Genomic DNA, 25,194 nt, shown 5'->3' on the forward strand with positions numbered 1-25,194 from the left:
GCGATTTATCGCACTTTTTTATTATTCTAAGATTTTCATCATCATAAATCAGTTAGCAAACAAGAAGAAGATAGCCTTCATATCATATATGTAACTTATTATTAAGATTATAGAACACTGAACAAATAAATTTTTAACATATTGATTAAAAAGGTATTTTTGCCATTATTTCAACATCTGCTCCGCTTAGAGGCTGTTTAAAAGACAGATAACTGGCATGTAAGGCCATACGCTTTAATGAACTGTGGTGGGGTTCTGGATGATAGAGCTTGTCGCCAGTAATCGGATGCCCGATATATTGCATATGCACCCGCAATTGATGCGAGCGCCCGGTAATCGGGGTCAGCAATACCCGAGTAATGTCTTCTGCTGCCGAATATTCCAAGGCCTGATACAGGGTTTTGGCAGGTTTTCCCAATTCAAAATGCACGATTTGGCGCGGCCGGTTTTCCCAATCGGTAATTAACGGCACTTCGACACTGCCCTCAGCTTCAAGCTTGCCTTGAACCAGCGCAATGTAATTTTTTTTGACGGTACGGGCCTGAAACATTTTACTGACCGCCACTTCTGCTTCACGGTGTTTGGCAAACATCAAAATGCCCGAAGTGGCCATATCTAAACGGTGGGTAATTTTAGCATGGGGATAGCGTTCCAGTACGCGCAAATAAGCACTGTCATGGTGTTCAGGCAAACGCCCCGGAACCGACAACAACCCGGCCGGTTTTTCAATCACCACCAAGTCTTCATCTTCATAGACAATAGCAAGCGGTTCCTGAGGCGGCATATACACGAAGTTATCGTTAATGGGCATAGCGGATACGGCATAGGGGAGAATGGGCGCAAAATAACAATCTCTGCTACCGCTGTCAATGCCGCGACACCCGGCCAGAATTATGCCTGATGCGGTTTTTCCAGTGTGGTTTTATAGCTGTCTTTCAGGGTTTCTAGCTGACCATTTAAAAAATGGTTAAGGTATGCTCTGGCCTGATCCAGACTAAGCTGTTTAAAGGCTACATAATCCTTGTTTTTTAAGGTGACTAAACCAAACAGGTTTTTTTGCGGAGTGATAATTTCAATATCACTATCCAGCTTAAATGCCAGCTGATCGGAAGCTGAATAGGCATTTAAACTAAGGCGCACGCTTTGCTGGGTATCGGTATCGGTTACGGTAAACGTGGTAATGGCCCCATTCATTTCCAGTTGCGAAACCAGTTGGCGACGCCAGTTAATTGCATCGAATTGGCTTAATATTTCTGTACTTTCAAATAATCCTAAAGCTTCTGCATCCTGCTCACTCAAGTGTTGCGGATGACGAATTTCCAATTCGTATTTTTTCATTGTTATTGGCTCATTTTAAAATGATCAACTTGCATTCTAGCAAGAGTTTTTTCAGCCGACTATTTTGTTTTTTGATGGAAAATCATTTTATATCAATTGATAAGTATACTTTTAATGATGCAATGCACATTCAGCCAGGTAAAATTTGATGCAGATTAAACAAATGAAAAGAAAAAGAATTGTTATTTTTTATTGTTTGGAAAAAATTTTTTAGGGTGTTAGGGAAAACATTGGAGTTTACTTCAACTATCACACTTTGTAAGTGATGATCTTATAGCCTATAAACTTATGATCTATAGCGTCCTAAGCCGAATCGAGACCTTTTGGGTAAGTACTACACTCACGTTGTACGCAACTGGCAGCAATCTACTCTTTCCGATCCCTTATCACACCCTTGAGATATATGTTAGCCAAAGCGGATCGGGATTAATTTCCTAAGATTTTTGATTTTTTATTATTTTTGGGAATTTTTTTCCTTAAATAGATGATTAGCAGAATTTTTTATCTTTTAGGTCAAAATAAAGCTTATATATTGCATAAAAAACAGAATTTATGGAATTTATCTCCAATCTTTAGCGTACATTCCTGCTCTTTTAATCGGCCAGATAATAATCCACTGTAGACACCACCCGGACTTTCTTTAAATACGGCGTATTACTGTCGCGGTCTTCAATACTAAACAGGCCCTGATTGGCCGCCTTGATTTTTCCTAAACGGCTTTTGGAATCTGCGGCAAATTTTTCTGCTACAGTGCGGGCATTTTGAGTCGCCTGTTCAATCATGGCCGGTTTAATATCATTTAACTTGGTAAATAAATATTCGGTTCTTTGTCCCGAATCATCGCCACCAAAAGCAATGCCCTTTTTACCCAAGGCCACCAAGCGGCTCTGGGCAGCCCGTACCGCATCTATTTTGTGAGTATAAACAGTAATGGTTTGATGTGCGGTATAACGCAGTGCTACATTGGCATCGCCGCCATATTGCTGTGCATATTTATCGGTGGTGACTGGAGCTCCAGTGGTAATTTCCCCAGCGCCAAAACCTTCCGTTTTCAAGAAATTCTGTATTTGCTGGGTTTGTATTTCCATGGTGTCGTACAATTGGGTCAGATCCTGACTGGCGGAGCTAAAACGGATCGGCCATACTGCGACATCGGCTTTCACCTCACGTTCAGATAGACCTTTGACCGAAACGATACGTTCATACTGTTTAATTTTGACCGCACTACTGCCCAGAATCCATCCCGCAACAATCATCCCCAGACAAATAAAAACACCTAAAATCAGTGCAGGTTTAAATTGATTCATGCTCCCCAACTCCTTTTTTTGCTGGTTTTTCTATTAGGTTTATAGCGTTTTATCAGCTTAAAAACTGCTGTTTAAAAATAGTCTAGTCACATATCAGCCTTTTAAATCATTCAATTTGGCTCAGGATGTGCGGATTAGATAGAGGGCCAGAAACGGCACCACATTCAGTAATAAAATGCCAATTTTATATACTGCCATGCCTGCATAATGAATGGCATCAAAAGTGGGATCGGAAAGCTGGAACCATTTACCATGCACCTGTTTCATCCATTGACGGGCAAAAATAAACACCAGAAACCAGATCATTAAGATGATGTAATTAATAAGTAAGGAACAAAGAAAAAAACGACTCCAAAAATCATCATTTATCATTTTTATTGCCCGCCTAGGTGCTTGCTTATGATTTCTAAATTAGCAGATTTAATAAACCAAAATGAACAACTGATTTGTATCAGGTTTTTTTGAATGTAATTTGAATATTATAATTTTGATTTTTAATGATTTTTTAGTACTTGTATTTGCTGGAGAATTTTTAAGGGGATGAGGGAAAACATCTATGGTTTACTTCAACCATTATAACTTTGTAAGTTATAACCCTGTGCCTATAAATTGGTAATCTATAGCGTCCTAAGCCGAATCAAGACCTTGTGGGTAAGTACTGCACGCACGTTATACGCAACTGGCAGCAAGCTACTCTTTTCGATCCCTATCACCCTTGAGATATAGAATAGCCAATGTGCTGCGGGATTAATTTCCGAAGATGTTTTAATTTTAATCATTTTCAGAATTTTTTCCCGCTTAATTCCAATTTATAAAAATATTTCCCAATTTAAGACAAAAGATTGCTTTTTATTGCGCTAAAGCAATCTAGATTGCAATTTTTTTCTCCATACCCATCATTGCAGTATTGAAAATTACCTCAGCTCATCGACAGCTATTTCTTCTTGGTCATTTCTGAAAGTAAATCCAGTTGAATTTCCTGAATTTTAGCCAGGCGATCCCATTGATGCATTAAAAGATGATCGAGTTTTTCATGTAAATGCCGAATCTCCAGTTCAGCTTTCAAGTTGACCTGATAATCATTTTGCGAACGCAAACGGTCTTTGGCTTCCTGCCGGTTTTGGCTCATCATGATTACGGGTGCCTGAATGGCGGCTAAGCAAGACAACATTAAATTGAGTAAAATAAAGGGATATGGATCTGCCGGATGTTTCACCATTACCACAGTATTGACCAAAATCCACAGCGCCAAGAAAATGCCAAAGCAGATGAGAAAGGTCCAGCTACCGCCAAAAGTGGCAATTTTATCGGCCAGTTTTTCTCCAAAAGTCCAATTCTGATCGAGCTTGTTCTCTATATTTTTACTGATCAGCTCATGCTGTTGCATACTGTTCAACACTTCATATTCCAGATCAGTGACTTCACCTTGTTCAGATTTTAAAATGGACTGTACATACTGCATACGGTATTTGGTTAAATCGGCTTGGCAAATGTAGTCTTGCGCGGTCCAATCCGGAAAATCCTTTGAAATTTCCTCTGTAATGACTTTTCGAATTGTTCCAATCGGGATAAGGCTTTTTTTAGGAAAGCTTTTCTTGCAGACCATACATGTTTGACATTCTGTTTTTCCATTCATGCCCCTTACCCTCTGTTTAAGTTATGATTCCATATACGGTGATGTGATGATGCTGTCCGCGCTAAAATGAACGCTTACACCTGATCATATTTTGCCAGGGAAAGCTTAGTTTTAGATTAATTCTGTTGCATATTTTTATGGCTAATTTTAAAGCAAGCGTCCAGCAATTTTTAAGATGAATGTGCCAAACTCTAATGCCTTTAGCAGTTAACCCATGACTTTGTTTATTCATGAATAAACAAAGATTTAAAGAAAAAACCAGCTTCAAATTCCCAACCATTTATCGCACATAGAGCTGTTTCACATGGTGGTTGATATAGGCATTTAAGCCATCACCATACTGCGCCAGCTGTTTCATATTTTCGATATGCTGATAACCGGCACTGGCATAGCTATAGGTATAAATTTTTGAATTTTTCTTAAATTGAACCCGAATAAACTCATTGCCAATTTCATAGTTGGCCACACCAGAGTCGTGGTTCAGATCAAGATAATGTTGCAATTCGATTGCCCTAAACACAGTGAATCTAGTGTTTAAAATGAGGGTGTATTGAGCATTTTTCAAACAACCCACAATAATAAATCCGTAGATGCAGGGGGAGCGTTTTTTATTCGTTATTTATTCCTATCTATTTATATTTATTCAAAAAACTGATTTATGATTGAAAAATTTTAGTCTTGTGCGGCTATATCAATCACCAGCCCCATAAAAAAACTCCGCCAGTCCGGCAGAGCTTTTCGGTTTCAGATTTGAATTATTTCATACAGCACTTGCTACAGCCTTCCACTTTTTCGGTCGGCCAGTTCATTCTGGCGCGTTTATAGGCAAGTTCATAATTTGCAAAGTAGCCTATTAAAATCTGGTCATCCGATTTTGGCAGGTCTTCGCAGCCCAGTGTGGCATTATGTATGTGGTGCACGCCTTGAGCTGTAGGTTGTTCATTTACAATAAATTTGATCATTAATAGTTCCCCGAATAATTTTTATAAAGTTGAACCACAAATAAACCCATATAAAACCTATGGATTTAATTCCATATTAAAATTATGCCTTTATTGGATAAAAATCAATCACCAGTTTTAGGGATATACACCTTTTTGCAATATTTTTTATTTTTATATAAAACAGCAGCTTATTTCTAAATTCGATTTGATTGGTTTGGCAGAATCAAAATAGAGCTTTCTGCAAGCTTATGAGTCGGGCACGGTTAAGGAAAAATAAATGTTGTGAAGAAAGAGCAGTCCATTCAAATGACCTAAACCTGATGCAAACCCATACACTCATAGCACTGGACTATTGATATTGTCCTGTTTCTTACGGCGTATCCAGCGTACAACCCACACCATCAACAGCAATACCACAATCACCACCAGCACAGGTACAAGTAAAGACAGAATTGAGAGTAAAAATGCCCCAATCCATTCCCCTGTAGACAGTACAGGATTGGCTATTCCACCCGTTGTTGCAGTTGATACGCCACGAACAGCCACCGTACTTAATTGAACTGCACTTGCGGTACCGCCACCGACAATAATTGCGGCCGCCCAGCTGGCAAACTGCGACATTTCCCCACTGCTCACTGCCATGGTTGCCAAGGTTCCGGCGATCATTGCTGCGGGTGTTGCCAACGTGTCCAGGGCATTGTCTACCCAAGGAATATAATAAGCCGCAATTTCGCTCAGCGTTGCAATGCCTAAGGCCACACAGACGGATGGCAGCGCCAGCCATTCAAAGCCTTGCATTGGCTCAAACCAGCCCATGAGGGATGCAATACTCATGACCAGTAAGGGTACAAAGACACGAAAACCGCAGGCAGCACTTAGGCCCACACCTATGCATAAACCGAGTATTGTTTCCATGCGTATTTCCTTTTATGGCTTGAATTTATTGCGGTGCTTTAAAATGAAAGTAACAAAAAAGCCCTATGGATGAATAGGGCTTTTGTTCAAAACAGAGGATAACTGTTTTATAGGTGCTGCTTAGGCAATCGCAATTTTATTGTTAAATTGATTGCCAAGGCATTTGGTACACGGTGGTAGACGATCAGTACCAATTTCTAAGTAGGTGCGGTGTCCGCATTTGACACAAAAATAGAAGCCTGTTCCGGGTTTAGAGCCAGCAGTAACCATTTTTGTTCTCCATAGGTTTTAGAAATGGTAAACCTAGTATACCCCTATCGTGATGATTGTCTATTGATCATTTCGACAATTGATGATGGCATAATTGCAAAAAATAATTTCAAATAGAAATTTTGACTTTTTTACAGAGATTTGTTGATCCAGTTTTCAACTTGCAGCCTGTCAACTCGCAAGAATTCATTTCTTAAAATGAGAAAAGCCCTACATGATAGGACTTGTTTTCAAAATTAAACAATAATAATTAAACTCAGCTTTCTTCTAAATATTAACTTCTTAACCATGTAACTAATTCATTAATACCTTGATAATCGCGGCATGCCACATTCAAACCATTATTCGTAACATCTTGCTTAAATCTAGCCCATTCACTCTCAGTTTTACTACCAGTTCCAAGATGCGCTTCTATAGCACCTTTTTTCCAAATCCAAATACCCTGAACTTTCATTTTTTCATGAAGTGATTCGATTAACGGTATTGCATCTGTTTCACAAGCTAAAATTTCAAAGGCTTTTGCAGCTGAAATAGTTGAATTTTTTTGAGGTAGTCCTGTATTAACATTTAAAGAAATACCTTTAATAGGCGCAATATTTTGAAAAATTGCTTTTAAATTAACTATATCATTATCATTTGATAAGAGGAAATTATGAGTAATTGCACCATTGAAACAATAATCAAGATCACATATTGCTTTAGCAGGTAAATCCATTTCAGCTAAAATAGCTAAGGATTTTTGCGTATCATTAACCCCGCTTTGTGCTACCAAAGCATGCTTCTCTTGCCCCATTGTCAAGTTAACAACTTTTTTAAATAAAAATGGTAACAACCTAAGTTCAGTTTTCCCTTCGGTTAAAACCACATTCTCAGCAAAAAGTAATTGAGTTGAATGAGTCAAATTAAATAGCTGTTCCATTTGGTGAGTTGAGTTTGGAACAACTGTTTGAATTGCATCCCCTAACCTTGTTCTTGAATAAGTTCCACTATTTTCATCCTTCCGAATTAATAATGTCTTTTCAGCATCTTCAGCTGTTATCATTTGTGCAGAATGTGTTGAAATAACAATTTGATAGCCATTTTGAGATAATTCAATTAATGCTTCTCTTACCTGCTCAATAGCAAAAGGGTGTAGATATAGTTCTGGTTCATCAATTAATAATAACGTAGTTGAAGTTTGATGATTATTCTGTCGTTTTATTTCAGCCAAATATTGAACTAATGCCATTTGTATTGAACGTTGTGCACCATGACCATAAGAAGAAAAATCACGGTCAGCCCCCTGTCCTTCTACAACTTTTAATGTTCCAGCTTTAATTAAATCATCAATTGAAGGTGTATCAAAATGAAGTTTAACGCTCATCCCAGGGAACAGATTATTAACTTTTCCATTAACCCCCTGATCAATATTTGCCAACTCTCCGAATCGCTGATTACCATTACAAGAAATTCTAGATGTAATTTCAGATAAATGTTGATTTAACTCTACTGCATGAGCTGTTTTTACAGGTTCTAAAAATTCTGCTAATAATTTCCCAATTGTTGTTGTCGTTTTTGCTTTTGATGCATCTTCAGCAGCATTTTCCATTGCACCTATTCTTATTGGTTCTGGCAATAGAGCATTTATTGCATTATCAAGCCCTGTTGGATTTGGAACCCAATCCGCAATACTAGCATCCCATACATAAAGTTTAACTTCCGCCACTTTTACATTAGGTTGCTCCTGAAAACGCCTTATTTTAAGTTTTTCACTATCAACATAACTTTGTATTGATGTTCTTTGATTTTGAGGCAAATTATTTAGTAATTGCTGAGTAATGCCTTCAATTGTTGCAATTACCTCTATCGGCTGCGACTTATCATAGAAATCTTTATCTGAGAGACTGACCCGTCTTATGAGCCATTGAATAGCCGAAAGACAATTTGACTTACCCGCATTATTATACCCAACCAAAGGAGTAAACTCTGATAGTAATAAAGTTGTATTCATACATGATTTAAAATTTTTAATTATTACTTCACTTATTTTGTGCATTTTTTCTCTGATTAATAAAAACCCCACTCGAAAGTAGGGTCTTTTTACAATAATATCAACAACTTTTAGACTAAATCATCAAGCCACATTCCCTTCCAAGAAGTCCTGTGCAAAGCGTTGCAATACACCGCCCGCCTCATAAACAGAAACTTCTTCTTCGGTATCCAAACGACACGTTACAGGCACTTCCACAATCTGGTTTTTACCATCCTCAGTTGCACGCTCAATCACCAAGGTCAAGGTCGAACGTGGCGCAATATTACCCACTACGCTATACAGTTCCGTACCATCTAGCTTTAAAGTCTTGCGGTTCGTACCCGGTTTAAACTCAAGCGGCAACACGCCCATACCCACCAGGTTAGTACGGTGAATACGCTCAAAACCTTCGGCCACAATCGCTTCCACACCGGCAAGACGCACACCTTTAGCTGCCCAGTCACGGCTAGAACCCTGACCGTAGTCCGCACCCGCGATAATAATCAACGGCTGCTTACGGTTCATGTAAGTTTCAATCGCTTCCCACATACGCATTACTTCACCTTCCGGCTCGACACGCGCTTTTGAACCCTGCTTGATGGTGCCGTCAGCACGAACCACCATTTCATTGAACAGTTTAGGATTCGCTAAAGTCGCACGCTGTGCAGTCAAATGGTCGCCACGGTGCGTTGCATAAGAGTTAAAGTCTTCCTCAGGCACGCCCATTTTGTGCAGATATTCACCTGCAGCCGAATCCATAATAATCGCATTCGATGGCGATAAATGGTCGGTGGTGATGTTATCCGGCAAAATCGCCAATGGACGCATGTTGGTCAAGGTACGCGGTGCAGCCAAAGCCCCTTCCCAATAAGGCGGACGGCGGATATAGGTACTTTGCGGACGCCAGTCATACAGTGGGCTTGCCGCTTTTTCACGCTCACCCAAATCAAACATTGGAATGTAGACTTTCTTAAATTGCTCCGGTTTTACCGCAACTTTTACCAGCGCATCAATTTCTTCATCCGATGGCCAGATGTCTTTTAAATAAATTGGGTTACCATCTTTATCGTTTCCAAGCGCATCTTTTTCGATATCAAAACGGATGGTACCGGCAATCGCATAAGCCACGACTAACGGTGGAGATGCCAGAAAAGCCTGTTTTGCATAAGGATGGATACGGCCATCAAAGTTACGGTTACCCGAAAGTACCGCAGTGGCATACAGATCACGGTCAATAATTTCTTGCTGAATTTTCGGATCTAACGCACCCGACATACCGTTACAGGTGGTACATGCATAAGCCACAATACCAAAACCGAGCTTTTCTAAATCGTGCAATACCCCTGCTTCTTCAAGGTATAAAGCCGCTGCCTTAGAACCCGGTGCAAAAGATGATTTTACCCAAGGCTTACGGGTTAGGCCCAACTCGTTTGCCTTACGTGCCAGCAAACCTGCTGCTACCGTATTACGCGGGTTAGAAGTATTGGTACAAGAAGTAATCGCCGCAATAATCACCGCGCCATCTGGCATTAAGCCATCGGTACGGTGTTCGACCACACCGGCAATACCTTTTTCTTTCAGATCAGATGTAGAGACACGTGCATGCGGGTTTGACGGGCCGGCAATGTTACGGGTTACGGTTGAAAGGTCGAAACGTAAAACGCGCGGATATTCCGCCTGCTTCATGTCTGAAGCCCAAAGACCAATTTCTTTGGCATATTGTTCAACCAGTTTCACCTGATCTGCTTCACGACCGGTTAAAGTCAGATAATCAATGGTGTTCTGGTCAATAGAGAACATTGCAGCAGTCGCGCCATATTCAGGGGTCATATTGGAGATGGTGGCACGGTCACCGACAGACATGCTGTCGGCACCTTCACCGAAGAATTCAAGATACGCGCCAACAACACGTTCTTTACGCAGGAATTCAGTTAATGCCAATACGATATCGGTCGCGGTAATGCCCGGCTGGCGCTGACCTACCAGTTCCACGCCAATAATATCCGGCAGACGCATCCATGAAGCACGGCCCAGCATCACGTTTTCAGCCTCTAAACCACCTACACCAATAGAGATCACGCCCAAAGCATCGGTATGTGGGGTATGTGAATCGGTACCGACACAGGTATCCGGGAATGCCACACCTTCACGATTTTGAATCACTGGAGACATTTTTTCCAGGTTGATCTGATGCATGATGCCGTTGCCCGCAGGAATCACATCGACATTTTCAAACGCTGTTTTGGTCCATTCAATAAAGTGGAAACGGTCTTCGTTACGACGGTCTTCCACGGCACGGTTTTTCTCGAAGGCATCCGGATCAAAACCGCCGTATTCTACTGCCAGTGAGTGATCGACAATCAATTGCGTCGGGACAACCGGATTGACTTTAGATGGGTCACCACCCTGATCGGCAATCGCATCACGCAGGCCTGCAAGGTCAACCAGTGCAGTTTGCCCCAGGATGTCATGACACACCACACGGGCAGGATACCAAGGGAAATCGTGATCTTGCTTACGCTCAATCAACTGACCTAAAGACTGTTCCAAAATGGCAGGATCACAACGGCGTACCAGCTGCTCGGCAAGTACTTTTGAGGTATAAGGAAGTTTTGCATATGCGCCTGGCTGAATATCTTCTACGGCTTGGCGTACGTCATAATATTCGAGCTGGGTACCTTGCAGCGGTTTACGATAGTTGTTGTTCATAGCTTACCTGCCTCTTGAATCATTTTTCTTTACTACGTAATTGTTGTTAACGCGTCACAATCATTTCAACGGCATAGTACACTGCCGAAAACCCATTTCCCAAATCTTTTATATTTCATTAACTTAGATATAAAAATAGGTGTTTTAGAAACATATTGTTACACAATCTTTGGGATATTTGCTCTAATCGCGCTTTTTTTAGAAAAATAGCAGGAAATAGACCTCATTCTTTAGTATTAGATGCGCATAAGCGAATAAAAAACAACCTGCTACTGTTCGATTTATGTTGAGCTTATGGGCGCTTGTCATCAATTAATAAATTAAGTTTTTTTAAACATTCCTCTCGCAAAATTTAAACATTAAAAATTACATAAAACTTCAACATAAATCATTATTTTTAATCAATATTTTATAAATTTTTTCTGTTTTAGCAAATCATATTCCCATACAATCAAGCCATGCTTAAGAATTTATATATTGTTCGACAACAACAAAAATCTCATCACAAAAATAATCAAACAAGGTGAAGTAAAATGTTGCAAATCGCCATTATTGGAATCATCACTGCGGGTTTGGCAGTCTTGATATCCAGTTGGTATGGAGCTCAATATCCATCCAACCCATCGCATCCATCCAACCCGTCACATCCTTCTCAGCCATCGCATCCCTCTCACCCATCACATCCCTCTCATCCTGATCCTGAAGCATCCAATTCAGTGATTAGTAACCCGCCCTTATTAGCAAAAAATGCCAAGGGTAAATATGAACTGATTGTGGCCTATAAATCCAATAAGCTCTATAACCCCAATACCGACCAATGGGATCCGGTACTGCTACGCGGTTATTTAACTAGACCCGGTATATTTAATAAAAAACAGCCAGGAGATTATGTCGAGGACCAACTGGTCGGCCCGCAAATTCGGGTCAAACAAGGTGAAACACTTGCGATTAATTTAAATAACCAGCTCCCACTTGAATCGGAAGAGAGCTGTCCACATGAGGTGACGGATGTAAACATCCCGCATTGTTTTAATACCACCAACATACACACTCATGGTCTTTGGGTCAGTCCACAAGGCAACAGTGACAATGTTTTCCTGAAATTTGCACCTCAAGAAAAATTTGACTATCAGTACAAAATTGAACCGAACCATCCCGCCGGTACCTTTTGGTATCATGCCCATCTGCATGGCTCAACTGCGATTCAGGTTTCAAGCGGTATGGCCGGTCCGCTTATTGTTGAAGGTTCCCGAGTACCGAAAATTAAAAATGGTAAAATCACGGCGACTGGAGATATGGATATCTTATGGAAAGATAAAGGCAAAAAGAGCGATCAGAATGAAAACATTCTGTTATTCCAGCAAATTCAATATAAAAAATGCACCCAGCCAGAGAATAGTACCTGTCTGCCCGGTGTGCTGGAAAATTATGATGAGCTTGCTGCATTTTCTTCTTGGGGAGACAATAACTATTACACCTCGATCAATGGCAAAATTTTAGGCGAGATCAAGGCAGAACAGAATCAGTTTAACCGCTGGCGCATGATTCATGGCGGTGTGCGCGATACCATCGGTTTAATCATTAAAGAACTGCCGGACTCGAATAAATACACGGCCGAACAAACCGTTAAAGCCTGTTCAACCTATCAGGCGCTTGACAAAAAAACCGATTTTGATCAGCTAAAAAGTTTAACCGTATACACCATTGCTCAAGATGGTTTAACCATGAATCAGGCACAGAGCAGAACCCTTTCCGTGTTCCATCCCGGTTACCGTCAGGATGCCATGCTCAGCTTCCCGACCACCAATAAATATTGTGTTTTTGACACGCGGTTAAATGTAGATGACCAGATCAATGCACCGCTATTGATACAGCCGCAACTTGCCCCAAGCAATCCTTTTAATGCCCAACTGATTGGCTGGGTCAATGTCAGTGCCAGCAAGTCAAAAGAGCAGACTGCGGCCCAGTTCCTGAAAAACCAGGCACAAAATATAGGCCTAAGCAAAGAGATTCAAACCCAATTATCTCAGCTTAACCTTGCTGCATTTACCGATCATGAGTCCTTGATGACGGCAGAGGTTGATCAGGCAATTGAGAACAGGCCAAAACAATTTAATGCCTTTACCCTTGCCTTTGGTCCGGGAGGCGTTAAATTTGGTTTCCGTCATGATGAAAATAATCCAACTCCACTCAGTTTTGCAGATCTGTTTACCGGGCCTGGCTCGATTAATGGCCATTACGTGCGCCAATTACAGATTGGACAGACAGATGAATGGGAACTCACCAGCGATAATATTGGCATTGGGCATCCTTTTCATATTCATGTGAACCCTTTCCAGATTGTTAAGATTTTGGATCTGAACGGCAAGGATGTCAGTGGACCTGTAGCTGACCCACAAAACCCGCTCGATCTGGATGACGTGCAGTACCGGGGCTTAAAGGGACAGTTCAAGGATACGATTTTTGTGAAAGGTGGCTATCGGGTGATTCTCAGAAGCAAGTACAAAAAGTTTGAAGGTGACTTTGTCCAGCACTGTCATATTCTGGACCATGAAGACTTAGGCATGATGGAATTTGTCCGCCTCTGTGGTGACAAGTTTGACTGTACTACCCCGCCACCGGCACATCACTGAGATTAAGCTCATCCCCTTTTAATATTTCAGGCCCATAGCAATATGGGCTTTTTGTTTGCCTATCTGCACCGCATGCTGCAAAATATCTACAATTAATGATTTGTGAAATATACCTAGAGGCTAATCATGGCAACGTTGACTGCTTTTACATCATTCACTTTAAATGGTGTAGATGCACAAAAATTCCTTCAGGGCCAAGTGACTTTAAATACCGAAGCCTTAGCAGAAAACCTGACTCGCTATACCGCGATCTGTAGTTTAAAAGGACGTATCCTGTTTGGCTTATGGCTCAAAAAAATCAATCCGGAAAGTTTTGAAATTGTCGTCACTGCTGACCAGGCAGAAGAATTGGCCAAACACATTAAAAAGTTTGGCGCTTTTTCAAAAATGAAACTGGAACAAGCCGGTCAAGTGTTCCCTACGCTAAATGGCGATACTACCGACTTTGCTGCCACTGAAACCGATATTTCAGCTTGGCAACTTCAAGCGATTGAAGCCGGTCAGGCCTGGATTGAAGCAAGTACTTCACAAGAATTCCAGCCGCAAGAACTGCGTTTGCATCAACGTGAAGGCGTACATTACGACAAGGGCTGTTATTTGGGTCAGGAAATTATTGCTCGTCTCTGGTTTAAGGCCAAACCAAAACACTGGTTGCATCTGGTACAAGGTACAGGTGAGGCCCCTGCTGCTGCAAGCAAACTGAACAATGATGTTGAAGTGGTGAATAGCATTGCTGTAGATGGCGGTTATAAAGCACTTGTGGTTGCAAAACCTGCGGCACTTGAAGAACTTGGTTTACAGGTTTTAGCTTTACCGGAAGCTTTAAATGGTGATGTGGCGCGTCCGCAGTAAGTTTATATTTTCTAGAATTTTGTAATAAATGAGCCTCCAACTTTGGAGGCTATTTTTTGTTTAAATATTGAGTTGAAAGCTGTTATTTGATCTTTATAATCACCTAAACCATTAAAAAAATATTAAATTGATTATGAAAAGAATATTTAAATTATTGCCATTTTCCATCACATTACTCATCAACAGTCAGATAAGTTTTGCAGATGTAGAGACTATTAAAAATGCGGCGAAATCATTCCCCCGCGAAATGAAACCGGAGTTTATTGATCAGTCATCAATTGAAAATCTATATATTTTATCTAATCCAAGGGGATCTTTTCTCATAGATTCTTCAGGCAGATACCTGATTAAAGGAGAAATTTTTGATTTAAAAAATCAAACCAATCTCACAGAAATAGTCTATCAGAATCACTATTCTATTCACCCCAAACAACTTCCAATTTCTCAAGCCATGAAAGAAGTGAAAGGAAACGGCAAGAGAACCTTATATGTTTTTGCAGACCCGGATTGCCCGGCTTGTCAGGCACTTCAGGCTAAATTAGAAGATGTTAATGACATTACAATTTATACATTTCCATTTGCACTTACCCATCTTCATCCTACTGCATTAACAACCGCCAAAAAAATATGGTGTGCTAAGGAACCGCTCAATACATGGAAAAAATATTTAATTGAAGATAAAAAACCAGAAAATCAATCTATTGCTTGCCAAAATCCAATTGATAAAAATATGGAGTTAGCAAAAAAGCATAAGATTGCTTTAACCCCAACTATCTTTAACTCACAAGGCCAGCGCATAGCGGGAGTACCAGAACTGGAACAATTAGAAGAGTTTATTGATAGTCCTGAACTTCAATAACGTTTTTTTAAACCCTATTTAAATGTTCTAAAATCTATAGGACATGCAAAAATATTGAATATTCTATTTATTTGCAGCCGTAATCAGTGGCGCAGTCCGACAGCTGAACGGATCTTTGCCGTCGGTTTTGGTCTGCATACCCGCTCAGCAGGAACAAATAAAAATGCCAGACATTCAGTATCAGCCAAAGATATTCTCTGGTCAGATCTCATTGCTGTGATGGAACATAAACACAAATACATGCTTCAAGAAAAATTCTCAAAAGAACTGAAGCATAAGAAATTGATTGTTTTAGATATTCCAGATGATTATCAATATATGGATGCAGAACTGATTGAGCTATTGCAGCACAGTATGCATCCCTATTTGTCTCATCCAGATTAAAAACCATGAAACAGCTTGTTTATGTCTTTGCAGATATATTCTTTAAATGAATAATGACGCGCATGCTTGGCATCAAATTTTGCAGTCTGCCCATCCTTGACAAAAACATAGACACGGTCATCCTTGCTAACTAAATATTCAGCTCCCAGTTTCATCAGCAAAGCGTCAATTTTTTCCTCTTCCGCAATCGTACTGTCCAGATTGACCCGATCATAGGCGCGCTTAATTGCTTTAATGAACATTTATCTACTCACACATTGATTCAGCCGCGATTTAAACAAAGATTGGCTTAAAAACAAAGTAGCGTTTACCTGTTTTGCATTTATATTTGGTTCAGTGCGTTATCGTTTTATAATTTTAAGATGCTAAACAATACATGTACAAAGCTGTCAAATAACTTAAGGCTAATTTAAGCTCGTCGGCCCAAAATTTAGCCAGTAGTGATTATGTAAATATCTATGAAATTTTATTGCAATGCACAAATCATGTATTTACATTCACATAAATAAATTTATGATGTTGTATGAAGTGTTCCGCATCCATTTTTAAACACATAAATGGAATTATGTGCATGTTTATAAAAGGTTTTTAAAAATATGAAAAAAATTATACTTGCTAGTCTTATTGCTTTGTCTTCAAATCTTGCGATGGCTGAAATGGCAACTCAGTCGGTTGATCCTGCATTTGCTAAAGTAGAAGCACTGGTCAAAGCCAACAATATGACAGGCGCTTATCAGGAACTTGATAAATTAGCCAAAACCGGGAATGCTCAAGCACTTTATAATCTGGCTTACCTGACCCAAACCGGTCAGGGCACAACCAAGGACGAGAAAAAGGCCATTAAACTGTATGAAGAATCCGCAAACAAAGGCTACCCTGTTGCGAACTATGTATTGGGTAAAAATTATGCGGGAGGTACTTTAGGTCTACCGCAGGATATTAAAAAAGCCAAACAGTATTTGGAAAAAGCATCTAAACAAGGTTTTGATGATGCCACTGTAGATTTGGCCGTGTTACTGTTTTCTGAAGGTACGCCAGCATCAGATAAATTGGCTTTGCAAAAATTAAATCCACTGATCAAAAAAGACAATTATCAGGCCATTCATGCCAAAGCTTTATATGACATCAGTCAGGGTTTTAAAACCAAAAAAGAAGAGCCTATTAAGCAAGGCTTAAAGAGCATTCAGGACCTGGCTCAAAAAGGCTATATTCCTGCTTTAATGGCCGTAGGTAACATGTTTGCAAACGGTAAAATCGTTCCGCAAAACCTGCCGGAAGCGAAAAAGATTTTTGAAGCGCTAGCCAAAGAAAATATACCGCAAGCGAAAGAATCTTTAGCTGTAGTAAATAAAATGATGGCTGAACAAGCCAAAAATCCGCCTAAAGATGCAAAGAAAAGCTGATAGCTGACAATCAAAAGCCCCGAATTCCGGGGCTTTTTGATATCTGTTATTTTGTGGGTCTTTATCAAGATAGTTAAAACTTTAAGCCCACCAGACGGTAATTAAAATGCTCACCACAACAAATCCAAAAATGGTGCTCATCAATAAGGGCGTTAATGTTTTTTCATTTAAACCATAGGCTTGACCTAACATGCCAAAGATGGTCGGCATAGGCAAAGCGGCAATCAGGGTTCCGGCATAAACCATTTCCTGACTGACATCGGTTAAATAACTTAAACCCAGAAACATCAGCAGAGGCATGAGCAGGTTGCTGGAAATCACCAGATAAAAGCTTTGCATATTAACGTATTTTAATGTCAATCCCACCATACCCCCACCAATCGAGAATAAAGCCAAAGGCGATGCGGTCTGCCCCAATAAAGCCAAAACCTGATCCAACTGTTTAGGAATATGAATCTGGAACACGGCACAGGCTATCCCCAGCATCACGCCCATAAATAAGGGATTTTTCAATAAAGTCAGTAATGTACCCTTGATGATTTGTGCAAGCTTGGCTTTTTGCGAAGTTCCCAGTTCCGCCAAAATCAGTACAGCCGGAATAAGCAGTACACTTTCAATGATCACCACTAAAGAAGTATAGGTCATCGCCTTTTGCCCCATCAGCAAGGTCAATACTGCGGTACCAATCAGCCCGGTATTCGACATGGCCGCGCCCAGCGACAAAACCGCAGACTGGGAACGGTTATTTTTAAAATAATGTGAAACAATAAAAAATGCCGCAGCATATAAAATAAAAGTTACGCCGCTATAGACAAAGAAGTATTCGGGATACCAGATTTCATGCAAATCTTTTGCGGCCAAGGATTGGAAAAATAAAGCAGGCAGCGCAATTTTAATGACAAAAGCACCAACGCTATTGACCTGTGCTTTGCTTAAGAGTTGCCATTTTACCGAGAGATAGCCCAAGGCCAATAAAAAAAAGATCGGTACGATGACCGCAAAGACCATATTGAATTTGTCCTTTCAATCAATGAAATAACTGGGTCAGGCCCTGATCAATCAGAGCCTTCAAGTGAAACATTCAAGCAAAATATAGAGATAAGATATTAAAAAGCTGTGAATTGAGCTTTTTGGCGATGCGGCTGACAACGCAAATATTGCGGTGCGATTTGAATATTTTCGCCCAATTCTGCTGCTGCATGCCACGGCCAGCGTGGGTCAAACAGTATAGCACGCGCCAGTGCAATGGCATCGGCCTGTTGATAATGCAAAATTCCTTCGGCCTGCATCGCTTCGGTAATTAAACCCACGGCAATCACGGGAATGTTGACCGCCTGCTTAATGGCATGGGCAAAAGGAACCTGATAATTGGCTTCCAGATGGATGTTTTGATTTATATGCAAGCCACCACTCGACACATGAATATATACCGCACCGAGTTGTTCTAGAGCCTTGGATAATCCAACCGATGAGGCTACGTCCCAGCTGTCCTGCCCTTCCATCCAGTCTGTTGCAGAAATGCGGATGCCTATAGGATAACCTTCCGGTACCGCATTTTTCATCGCCTGAAAAACTTCCAGCGTTAAGCGAATGCGGTTCTCAAAACTGCCGCCATACTCATCGCTACGTAGATTCGATAACGGCGACATAAATTGATGCAGCAAATAGCCATGAGCTGCATGCAATTCAATTAAATCGAAACCGGCATCCACAGCGCGCTTGGCAGATTCAGCAAAGTCTTGAATCACTTGCTGGATTTCATCCTGCGTCAATGCATGCGGCACATGGTCGGCTGAATTAAATGGAACCTCACTTGCGGAAACAGTCTGCCAGCCTTGGGCATCATCCGGCGCAAACTGCCCACGGCCAGCCCAGGGTTTATCGGTTGAGGCCTTACGCCCTGCATGCGCAAGCTGCACTGCAACAGGCATAGGTGAAATGCTTTTGACCTTTTCCAGCAGCACTTTCATCTGATCACGCTGTGTATCATTCCACAGACCCAAATCGGCATAACTGATCCGCCCTTCGGCTTGCACTGCGGTTGCTTCAACAATACATAAGCCTGCACCAGACAAGGCATAATTTGCCCATTGTTGCTCATGCCAGTAGGTAACTTCGCCTTGTTCCGTTGCCGAATACTGGCACATCGGAGCAATCACGATTTTATTCGTTAATTTTAATGAACCAAATTGAATCGGTTGAAATAATAAAGACACTGTTACCCTCTTAAAAAGCTTTAGTTATACTTAAACCTGCGCTCCAGTTCATACCATCCGCTGGTTCAAAGAAGCGCCCATTCCCATCATTTACAATGACTGAACCGACATAGTTTTCATCAAATAAATTATCTACCCGGGCAAAAGTACGCACTTTCCAATCGGCCTGTTTCCAGACATAACCTGCATTGGCCGAAACGATACTATAGCTTGGTGCAGCATCGCTATTTGAATCATCGACATAGACTTTATCCATATAGCGCACATCCATACCTGCATTAAATCCAGTTTCCGGTTGCCAGCCTAAAGAGGCAAAAGCCTGATTTTTGGCGATGCCCGGAATCTTGGTGCCTTTCTGCACAGTACTGCCTGGAATCGCTGCGTCAAATGTGGCATCGATAAAACTATAACTGGCTTCAACCTTTAAATCCTGCCACAAGTTTTTATTCCAGGACAGCTCTAAACCTTGGCGCAAAGTTTGATCTGCATTTTTATAGGTTGCCCGCCCATCGATGGTGCCTGCCGAGACAATGTCATCTTTAGTTTTGGACTGGAAAATGGCGGCAGTAAAATTGCCTAAAGAATTTTGACTTTTTATCCCCAGTTCATAGTTATCACTACTGGCAGGTTTTAAATTGAAATTCATGCCATCATTTGCAGAATAGGCCATTTCTGTAAAGGTCGGTGTTTCAAAGCCTTTAGCATAGCTGGCATAGGCATTGAACTGGTCATTGATTTTCCAGGTTAAAGCAGCTGATGGTAAAACCTTGTCATAATCGGTCTTACCGCTGTCATCAGCATTGCCTGCCACAATATAGTGATCTTTAGACTCATAATGCACATTGCTATATCGTAGCCCGGCATCCAAAGTCCAACTTGGCAACACATCCCAAGAGGCTTGCAGATAAGGGTCTAAATTCCATAAAAGATTCTGTTCATCACGGCGTAAATTACCTTTTACGCCAAACTGCCCATTGACATTAAAGTTTTCATAACCCTGACGGTCTTCATCCATATAATCGAAGGCCAGACCTGCTGTTAGGCGTGTATTTGGTAAAAGATTCTTTCCAATCCAACGGATATCTGTACCGTAATAGTCTCGGCTAAAATCTATCACGCCACCTGCATGGCGCGGATTATTTTGCGGCGCTTGAGGAATCGATTGATATTGTGTGACTTCACGATGCCCTGCATAAGCCATGGCATACAGTTCATGCTGATCAGTGACTGGTTTTGACCAGGTCAGCCCGGTCTGGGTTTGATTAATTTCCTTGCGCACGTCATAGATATTATTTGCATCATTGACCTGTTTAGGATTGGCTTGCCACTGTTGGCGGGTTAAGCCTTGCGGATCATCCGCATTGATGTCGACATGATTCACAATCCAGTTGACTTTGGAACCATCCTCTAAATCCCAAGTCAATTTGGCATTGCTTAAGATTTTATTGGCAGCGCTATGATCACGGTAGCCATCGGTATCGAAATAAGATGAACTGACCACATAGCTCGGCTCACCGGTTTGATCTGCACCGCCTTGCAGTACCACATCGGCACGGCTTTTATGATGACTACCGCCTGAATAACCCACTTCAATGGAATCTTTGCCTTCACCCTGTTTGGTGGACGTTAAAATTGTCCCGCCAGATGAGTTGCCATAGAGTGAAGAAAATGGCCCACCCAATACTTCAATATGGCTCAGACTGCTTAAATCGATATTTGAGGTTTGCCCTTGCCCATCCGGCATGGTCGCTGGAATTCCATCCACATAGAGACGAACACCACGAACCCCAAAAGTTGAACGTGCGCCAAAGCCACGCATGGAAATCTGTAAATCCTGAGCGTAATTTTCACGATTATTCAGTTGTAAACCCGGTACGCCTTTTAAGGTTTCAGAAAGATTGATCCCTAAGTTATTTTCATTTTGCTTTTGTTCAACACGGTAGACCGATGCAGGCGTTTCAAGCCATGCCGTATCTGTACGGGTCGCTTGAATTTTTATTGTGGGAAGTAAAACAGGTTCCGTAGAACCTGTTTGTGCATATAAGCTTTGGCAGATACATGCTGTCAAGCAAAGCAAACTTGTATTCAAGGAAACCCGAAGATATTTACTTTGCATTGATTAGTACCTGCTTTTTAAATTAGAAGATGATTTTTGATCCTAAGCCTAATACAAATGCATTATCGACATTGTTGGTTGAACCCGGATTAATCACGTATTGTAGATTTGGACGAATCATCAACCACTTGGTCGGGTTATAGCTATAGTTCAATTCCACATTATATTCCGCACTGGCATTAAATGCAGGATTTGTTACACGATCGTTTACATGTACCCGGTTTACAGCTAAACCAAGAATATCATTCGGTTGTGAATTGAATAAGCCAATATATTTCACCCCCAGTTGCTGTGAATTATCCACTTTATTGGTGCTACGATCATGCCAGCTAAAGTTGGCAAAACTATGCAAGCCCTGTTTACCCGAACCTGTCGAGGTCAATTGCTGCTCTACAGCCAACCAGCCTGCAAAGGTACGGTCTTCGCCCACAGTGCCTTTTGCATAAGCAACATCATATTGGTTTTTAGCTTCATCGGCTGTGTTGTACATAGCACCTACTCGGTAACTACCCGGTAAGCCATTCAGCAATGATTTAGGCGTCCAGATCACTTCCACAGGAATGGTGACACCATCTGCATTGTCAGTATCCAGGTTCCAGCCGTGACGTTCCAAAGCATTTTCAGGATTAAATTCATATACACCCACTTGTGCCGCAATTTCAGGAGTCACCTGATATTTCACGCGACCACCCCATTGTGCAACCGGTGTATTCATCCAGATATTGCCTTGCCATTTGCCCATTTGCGCAGCACAAAAAGCAGTGCTTTGGAAATCGCAAGCCATCACGTTAAAGTCCATACCCAGACCTAAACGCCCCACCTTGATGCTCACACCTTGTTCTTTGAAATTCTTTTCAATCGACAATTCGCTTAAACGTGTTTTTTGATTACCACGGCCAAAGTTTGCCTGAACGTTTGCAAGTTGCGGCACTTCACCTTGTAAATCATCAGCAGTCGTACTTTGCCCTTGACGTGCACTTAGCGCAGCACGAATAGTCACGCCATCCCAGCCCGCAAGTTTTTCCATATCGAAATTTGAGCCTAACCATAACTGGCTCGCTACAGTTGGACTATTGCCCTCATCACGGCCACCCTCTGCCAGATAAGCAGCATCTGCAGCAATATTGGCATCAAACTTCACCCCTTGCCCGGCCAGTTCGGTACGCTTACCATTCCAGTCGCCCAATAAATACTGACCATTAGGGTCAAATGCTTCAGCGGCTTGAGTTTGGGTCATGGCAACCAACATCAAGGCTGGTAATAAAGCTAGACTAAATTTATTCATGGAAGAACTCTAATATGAAGAAGGTTTAAACAAGCAATCAAGCTGAATGATGTTTATGTATTGCGTGAAAATTACCTAATTTTTAAATATTAATCTCATCGTTTTTTTTATCCAAAACAAAACAATAAGTTATATATAAGATAAAATAAATAAAAATTAGTTTTTATAAAATTAATTATATTAATATTTTTCAATATATTAGATTACAACCGGAAAATTTAATAATATTCAGACCGGCTACAAGTAAAAATATTAAATTAGACTAATTGGTATATTTTTAACCAATTTACAAGGTTCATCTTTATGCGTTAAATCAGAGTTTCCCCCCATCTAATTCAAAATAAAAACTTGTATTCAGCGACTTGCAACCCGATATTAGCTTTATCTACTCACACTAAAATTCAATATGCCCGAATTACCTGAAGTCGAAACCACAAAAACCAGTTTATTGCCTTTGCTTGATCAAGCAGTAATTTCCGTAAAAGTTCGGGAATCACGCCTGCGCTGGCCTATTCCGGAAGACATTGAAAAACTCAACGGGCAAAAATTAGTTAAACTGACCCGTCGCTCTAAATATATTCTGGCTGAATTCGAACATGACAGCATGCTTTGGCATTTGGGCATGTCCGGTAGTTTTCGCTTGTGTGATCCCCATACGGAATTGCGTAAACATGATCATCTGATTATTCAATTTGAAGATGTTGAACTCAGATATCATGATCCACGCCGTTTTGGCTGCATTTTATGGCTCGATCAAAATTCGCAGACAAAACTGATTGATACCCTAGGCCCAGAGCCGTTAAGCGAAGCATTTAATGCCGAATATCTAGCTGAAAAATTTAAAAAGAAAAATGTCGGGGCCAAAGTTGCGATTATGGACAACCATATTGTGGTCGGTGTGGGTAATATTTATGCCACTGAAAGCCTATTCAACTTAGGCATTCACCCTGCACAACCGGCTTCCAGTCTCAGCTTTCAACAAATTGAACAATTTGTGATTGAAATCAAACGCATCTTAAAACAGGCTATTGACCTAGGCGGCTCGACCTTACGTGACTATAGTAATGCCATGGGGGAAAATGGCTATTTCCAGCAAACCCTGTTGGCTTACGGCCGTGCTGGCGAGATGTGTGTGAACTGTGAAACCACTTTGGAAAATTTAAAGCTGGGACAACGTGCATCGGTATTTTGTCCAGAGTGTCAGCCTTTGAAAAAAGTTAAACTAGCCAATCAGAAAGCCATTAAAGGAAGCAAAGCATGAAGTCTGCGATTGTCCGCCATATTTTGGTCAAAGACAAAGAGCTGTGCGAACAGCTAAAAAAGAAAATTAAAGGCGGCGCTGACTTTGCCAAAATTGCAAAACAGCATTCGACTTGCCCATCTGGCAAAAAAGGCGGCGAACTCGGCGACATTAAAAAAGGCCAGCTGGTTGGTCCAATTGATAAAGCAGTATTTACTCTGCCTGAACGTGAACTGCATGGCCCGATCAAAAGCCAGTTTGGCTGGCACTTGCTGGAAATTAAGTTCCGGATGGATTTTTAATCCCCCTAAATCCTCCTTTGAAAAAGGGGGACTTCTCCTCCCTGAATGAGTTTTAAGCACTGCTTTAAAACGAAATGCAAGAAAGGAAGGTCGGGAGGGATTCAATAAAAAACGGCGCCTATGCGCCGTTTCTATTTCAATCAAAAATTACGCCTGAGGACGTTTTTTCAATTCATCACGAATTTCACGCAACAATTCGATATCGGCTGGAGTGGTTGGTGTTTCCTCTACCGGGCCTTCTTGTTTACGTAAACGGTTCATAAATTTAACCAACAAGAATACGACCCAAGCCAAGATTAAGAAGTTAATTAAAATTGTTAAAAAGTTACCGTAAGTCAGTACATTTACACCCGCCTTAGTTAAGGCATCTAAAGACTGTAAATTATCGGGGTTCTTTCCTAATACAAAGAATTTCTGTGTGAAATCTACACCACCACCGGTGATCACCGTGATTAAAGGCATAATAATGTCTTTAACCAATGAATCAATGATTTTACCAAAAGCACCACCAATGATGACACCAATGGCTAAATCCATCATATTGCCTTTAATGGCAAATTCCTTAAATTCTTGAACAATACTCATGTCTTTTCTCCAGTTTATCTGTAAAGCTATTCTTTATTCATATATTTTGAGAACTGTATGCTGCGATAATGCATTTATAACAGGTCATAATTCCCCCTTAATTTACTTGGAATTATGTATGTTGAATATATTAAATTGCTAATTGTAAACAAAAAAATGCTACCACTGACGTGATAGCATTTTTTCAAT

Annotated in this window: 24 protein-coding genes; 7 read left to right on the top strand and 17 right to left on the bottom strand. The window is 40.9% G+C overall.

The annotated features are described in order from the left end of the window. Nucleotides 1-145: 145 nt before the first annotated feature. The 11 genes from B9T26_RS06025 to acnD all read right to left on the bottom strand — a co-directional run bounded on the left by B9T26_RS06025 (nt 146) and on the right by acnD (nt 11,130). Nucleotides 146-811: an RluA family pseudouridine synthase gene (locus B9T26_RS06025; RefSeq protein WP_086198837.1), complete on the bottom strand. Its 666-nt coding sequence runs from the start codon at nt 809-811 to the stop codon at nt 146-148. An 80-nt stretch (nt 812-891) separates the two neighbouring features. Then, nucleotides 892-1,338, bottom strand: a complete 447-nt coding sequence (locus B9T26_RS06030; RefSeq protein ID WP_086198838.1) for a hypothetical protein — start codon at nt 1,336-1,338, stop codon at nt 892-894. 593 nt (nt 1,339-1,931) lie between these two features. Beyond that, complete coding sequence (locus B9T26_RS06035) at nt 1,932-2,645, bottom strand: SIMPL domain-containing protein (protein WP_086198839.1); 714 nt, start codon at nt 2,643-2,645, stop codon at nt 1,932-1,934. Nucleotides 2,646-2,765: 120 nt separating this feature from the next. Next, nucleotides 2,766-3,014 carry a DUF6868 family protein gene (locus B9T26_RS06040; protein WP_413772761.1) on the bottom strand — a complete coding sequence of 83 codons (249 nt, stop codon included), beginning with the start codon at nt 3,012-3,014 and terminating at the stop codon, nt 2,766-2,768. Between the two features lie 565 nt (nt 3,015-3,579). Further along, the gene (locus B9T26_RS06045) at nt 3,580-4,281 is read right to left on the bottom strand and encodes a DUF1003 domain-containing protein (RefSeq protein ID WP_086198841.1); all 702 of its coding nucleotides are present in this window, start codon (nt 4,279-4,281) and stop codon (nt 3,580-3,582) included. Nucleotides 4,282-4,561: 280 nt separating this feature from the next. Continuing rightward, the gene (locus tag B9T26_RS06050) at nt 4,562-4,783 is read right to left on the bottom strand and encodes a hypothetical protein (protein ID WP_086198842.1); all 222 of its coding nucleotides are present in this window, start codon (nt 4,781-4,783) and stop codon (nt 4,562-4,564) included. Between the two features lie 253 nt (nt 4,784-5,036). Further along, a complete protein-coding gene (locus B9T26_RS06055) occupies nt 5,037-5,243 on the bottom strand; it encodes a hypothetical protein (protein WP_086198843.1) in 207 nt (68 codons plus the stop codon). Between the two features lie 318 nt (nt 5,244-5,561). Further along, complete coding sequence (locus B9T26_RS06060) at nt 5,562-6,140, bottom strand: DUF4126 domain-containing protein (protein WP_086198844.1); 579 nt, start codon at nt 6,138-6,140, stop codon at nt 5,562-5,564. Between the two features lie 120 nt (nt 6,141-6,260). Then, a complete protein-coding gene (locus B9T26_RS06065) occupies nt 6,261-6,410 on the bottom strand; it encodes a zinc ribbon-containing protein (protein ID WP_086198845.1) in 150 nt (49 codons plus the stop codon). 274 nt (nt 6,411-6,684) lie between these two features. Further along, nucleotides 6,685-8,445, bottom strand: coding sequence for an ATP-dependent nuclease (locus B9T26_RS06070; protein WP_086198846.1), 1,761 nt, complete (start codon nt 8,443-8,445; stop codon nt 6,685-6,687). A gap of 78 nt (nt 8,446-8,523) precedes the next feature. Then, on the bottom strand, nt 8,524-11,130 hold the full coding sequence (gene acnD / locus B9T26_RS06075) for a Fe/S-dependent 2-methylisocitrate dehydratase AcnD (protein WP_086198847.1): 2,607 nt from the start codon (nt 11,128-11,130) through the stop codon (nt 8,524-8,526). Nucleotides 11,131-11,663: 533 nt separating this feature from the next. Here acnD and B9T26_RS06080 point away from each other — a divergent pair. The 4 genes from B9T26_RS06080 (at nt 11,664) to B9T26_RS06095 (ending at nt 15,858) form a co-directional block, all read left to right on the top strand. Further along, nucleotides 11,664-13,763 carry a multicopper oxidase family protein gene (locus B9T26_RS06080; protein WP_086198848.1) on the top strand — a complete coding sequence of 700 codons (2,100 nt, stop codon included), beginning with the start codon at nt 11,664-11,666 and terminating at the stop codon, nt 13,761-13,763. 126 nt (nt 13,764-13,889) lie between these two features. Then, the gene (locus B9T26_RS06085; RefSeq protein ID WP_086198849.1) at nt 13,890-14,615 is read left to right on the top strand and encodes a YgfZ/GcvT domain-containing protein; all 726 of its coding nucleotides are present in this window, start codon (nt 13,890-13,892) and stop codon (nt 14,613-14,615) included. A 133-nt stretch (nt 14,616-14,748) separates the two neighbouring features. Next, nucleotides 14,749-15,474 carry a DsbC family protein gene (locus B9T26_RS06090; protein ID WP_086198850.1) on the top strand — a complete coding sequence of 242 codons (726 nt, stop codon included), beginning with the start codon at nt 14,749-14,751 and terminating at the stop codon, nt 15,472-15,474. A 54-nt stretch (nt 15,475-15,528) separates the two neighbouring features. Beyond that, nucleotides 15,529-15,858, top strand: a complete 330-nt coding sequence (locus tag B9T26_RS06095) for a low molecular weight protein tyrosine phosphatase family protein (protein WP_086198851.1) — start codon at nt 15,529-15,531, stop codon at nt 15,856-15,858. Here B9T26_RS06095 and B9T26_RS06100 read toward each other — a convergent pair. After that, entirely contained in the window at nt 15,855-16,100 is a 246-nt protein-coding gene (locus B9T26_RS06100) for a hypothetical protein (protein WP_086198852.1), read from the bottom strand. The two genes, B9T26_RS06095 and B9T26_RS06100, sit on opposite strands and share 4 nt — an antisense overlap. Before the next feature lie 354 nt (nt 16,101-16,454). Between B9T26_RS06100 and B9T26_RS06105 the strand changes: the two genes are divergently transcribed. Beyond that, nucleotides 16,455-17,261, top strand: a complete 807-nt coding sequence (locus B9T26_RS06105; protein ID WP_086198853.1) for a tetratricopeptide repeat protein — start codon at nt 16,455-16,457, stop codon at nt 17,259-17,261. 81 nt (nt 17,262-17,342) lie between these two features. Here B9T26_RS06105 and B9T26_RS06110 read toward each other — a convergent pair whose 3' ends face one another. The 4 genes from B9T26_RS06110 to B9T26_RS06125 form a co-directional block, all read right to left on the bottom strand. Beyond that, entirely contained in the window at nt 17,343-18,269 is a 927-nt protein-coding gene (locus B9T26_RS06110) for an AEC family transporter (protein WP_086198854.1), read from the bottom strand. Between the two features lie 98 nt (nt 18,270-18,367). After that, nucleotides 18,368-19,477: an NADH:flavin oxidoreductase/NADH oxidase gene (locus B9T26_RS06115; protein ID WP_086198855.1), complete on the bottom strand. Its 1,110-nt coding sequence runs from the start codon at nt 19,475-19,477 to the stop codon at nt 18,368-18,370. Nucleotides 19,478-19,487: 10 nt separating this feature from the next. Next, nucleotides 19,488-21,593 carry a TonB-dependent receptor gene (locus tag B9T26_RS06120; RefSeq protein WP_086198856.1) on the bottom strand — a complete coding sequence of 702 codons (2,106 nt, stop codon included), beginning with the start codon at nt 21,591-21,593 and terminating at the stop codon, nt 19,488-19,490. 22 nt (nt 21,594-21,615) lie between these two features. Continuing rightward, a complete protein-coding gene (locus B9T26_RS06125; protein ID WP_086198857.1) occupies nt 21,616-22,878 on the bottom strand; it encodes a carbohydrate porin in 1,263 nt (420 codons plus the stop codon). Nucleotides 22,879-23,284: 406 nt separating this feature from the next. On the opposite strand from B9T26_RS06125, the gene mutM reads away from it, so the two are divergent. Next, a complete protein-coding gene (gene mutM, locus B9T26_RS06130; protein ID WP_086198858.1) occupies nt 23,285-24,139 on the top strand; it encodes a bifunctional DNA-formamidopyrimidine glycosylase/DNA-(apurinic or apyrimidinic site) lyase in 855 nt (284 codons plus the stop codon). After that, entirely contained in the window at nt 24,136-24,420 is a 285-nt protein-coding gene (locus B9T26_RS06135; RefSeq protein ID WP_086198859.1) for a peptidylprolyl isomerase, read from the top strand. The genes mutM and B9T26_RS06135 overlap by 4 nt, the downstream gene beginning before the upstream one ends. 147 nt (nt 24,421-24,567) lie before the next feature. Here B9T26_RS06135 and mscL read toward each other — a convergent pair whose 3' ends face one another. Then, the gene (gene mscL / locus B9T26_RS06140; RefSeq protein WP_086198860.1) at nt 24,568-25,005 is read right to left on the bottom strand and encodes a large conductance mechanosensitive channel protein MscL; all 438 of its coding nucleotides are present in this window, start codon (nt 25,003-25,005) and stop codon (nt 24,568-24,570) included. Nucleotides 25,006-25,194 lie beyond the last annotated feature (189 nt).

Origin of the sequence: Acinetobacter sp. ANC 4169 (genome assembly GCF_002135355.1) — a bacterium.
In the GTDB taxonomy this organism is placed as follows: domain Bacteria; phylum Pseudomonadota; class Gammaproteobacteria; order Pseudomonadales; family Moraxellaceae; genus Acinetobacter.

Bases quoted from the DNA above. Each gene is read 5' to 3' on its own strand.
- B9T26_RS06025 (WP_086198837.1), bottom strand. From the start codon at position 811: ATGCCCATTAACGATAACTTCGTGTATATGCCGCCTCAGGAACCGCTT.
- B9T26_RS06030 (WP_086198838.1), bottom strand. From the start codon at position 1,338: ATGAAAAAATACGAATTGGAAATTCGTCATCCGCAACACTTGAGTGAG.
- B9T26_RS06035 (WP_086198839.1), bottom strand. From the start codon at position 2,645: ATGAATCAATTTAAACCTGCACTGATTTTAGGTGTTTTTATTTGTCTG.
- B9T26_RS06045 (WP_086198841.1), bottom strand. From the start codon at position 4,281: ATGAATGGAAAAACAGAATGTCAAACATGTATGGTCTGCAAGAAAAGC.
- B9T26_RS06055 (WP_086198843.1), bottom strand. From the start codon at position 5,243: ATGATCAAATTTATTGTAAATGAACAACCTACAGCTCAAGGCGTGCAC.
- B9T26_RS06060 (WP_086198844.1), bottom strand. From the start codon at position 6,140: ATGGAAACAATACTCGGTTTATGCATAGGTGTGGGCCTAAGTGCTGCC.
- B9T26_RS06065 (WP_086198845.1), bottom strand. From the start codon at position 6,410: ATGGTTACTGCTGGCTCTAAACCCGGAACAGGCTTCTATTTTTGTGTC.
- B9T26_RS06070 (WP_086198846.1), bottom strand. From the start codon at position 8,445: ATGCACAAAATAAGTGAAGTAATAATTAAAAATTTTAAATCATGTATG.
- acnD (WP_086198847.1), bottom strand. From the start codon at position 11,130: ATGAACAACAACTATCGTAAACCGCTGCAAGGTACCCAGCTCGAATAT.
- B9T26_RS06080 (WP_086198848.1), top strand. From the start codon at position 11,664: ATGTTGCAAATCGCCATTATTGGAATCATCACTGCGGGTTTGGCAGTC.
- B9T26_RS06085 (WP_086198849.1), top strand. From the start codon at position 13,890: ATGGCAACGTTGACTGCTTTTACATCATTCACTTTAAATGGTGTAGAT.
- B9T26_RS06090 (WP_086198850.1), top strand. From the start codon at position 14,749: ATGAAAAGAATATTTAAATTATTGCCATTTTCCATCACATTACTCATC.
- B9T26_RS06100 (WP_086198852.1), bottom strand. From the start codon at position 16,100: ATGTTCATTAAAGCAATTAAGCGCGCCTATGATCGGGTCAATCTGGAC.
- B9T26_RS06105 (WP_086198853.1), top strand. From the start codon at position 16,455: ATGAAAAAAATTATACTTGCTAGTCTTATTGCTTTGTCTTCAAATCTT.
- B9T26_RS06110 (WP_086198854.1), bottom strand. From the start codon at position 18,269: ATGGTCTTTGCGGTCATCGTACCGATCTTTTTTTTATTGGCCTTGGGC.
- B9T26_RS06120 (WP_086198856.1), bottom strand. From the start codon at position 21,593: ATGCAAAGTAAATATCTTCGGGTTTCCTTGAATACAAGTTTGCTTTGC.
- B9T26_RS06125 (WP_086198857.1), bottom strand. From the start codon at position 22,878: ATGAATAAATTTAGTCTAGCTTTATTACCAGCCTTGATGTTGGTTGCC.
- mutM (WP_086198858.1), top strand. From the start codon at position 23,285: ATGCCCGAATTACCTGAAGTCGAAACCACAAAAACCAGTTTATTGCCT.
- B9T26_RS06135 (WP_086198859.1), top strand. From the start codon at position 24,136: ATGAAGTCTGCGATTGTCCGCCATATTTTGGTCAAAGACAAAGAGCTG.
- mscL (WP_086198860.1), bottom strand. From the start codon at position 25,005: ATGAGTATTGTTCAAGAATTTAAGGAATTTGCCATTAAAGGCAATATG.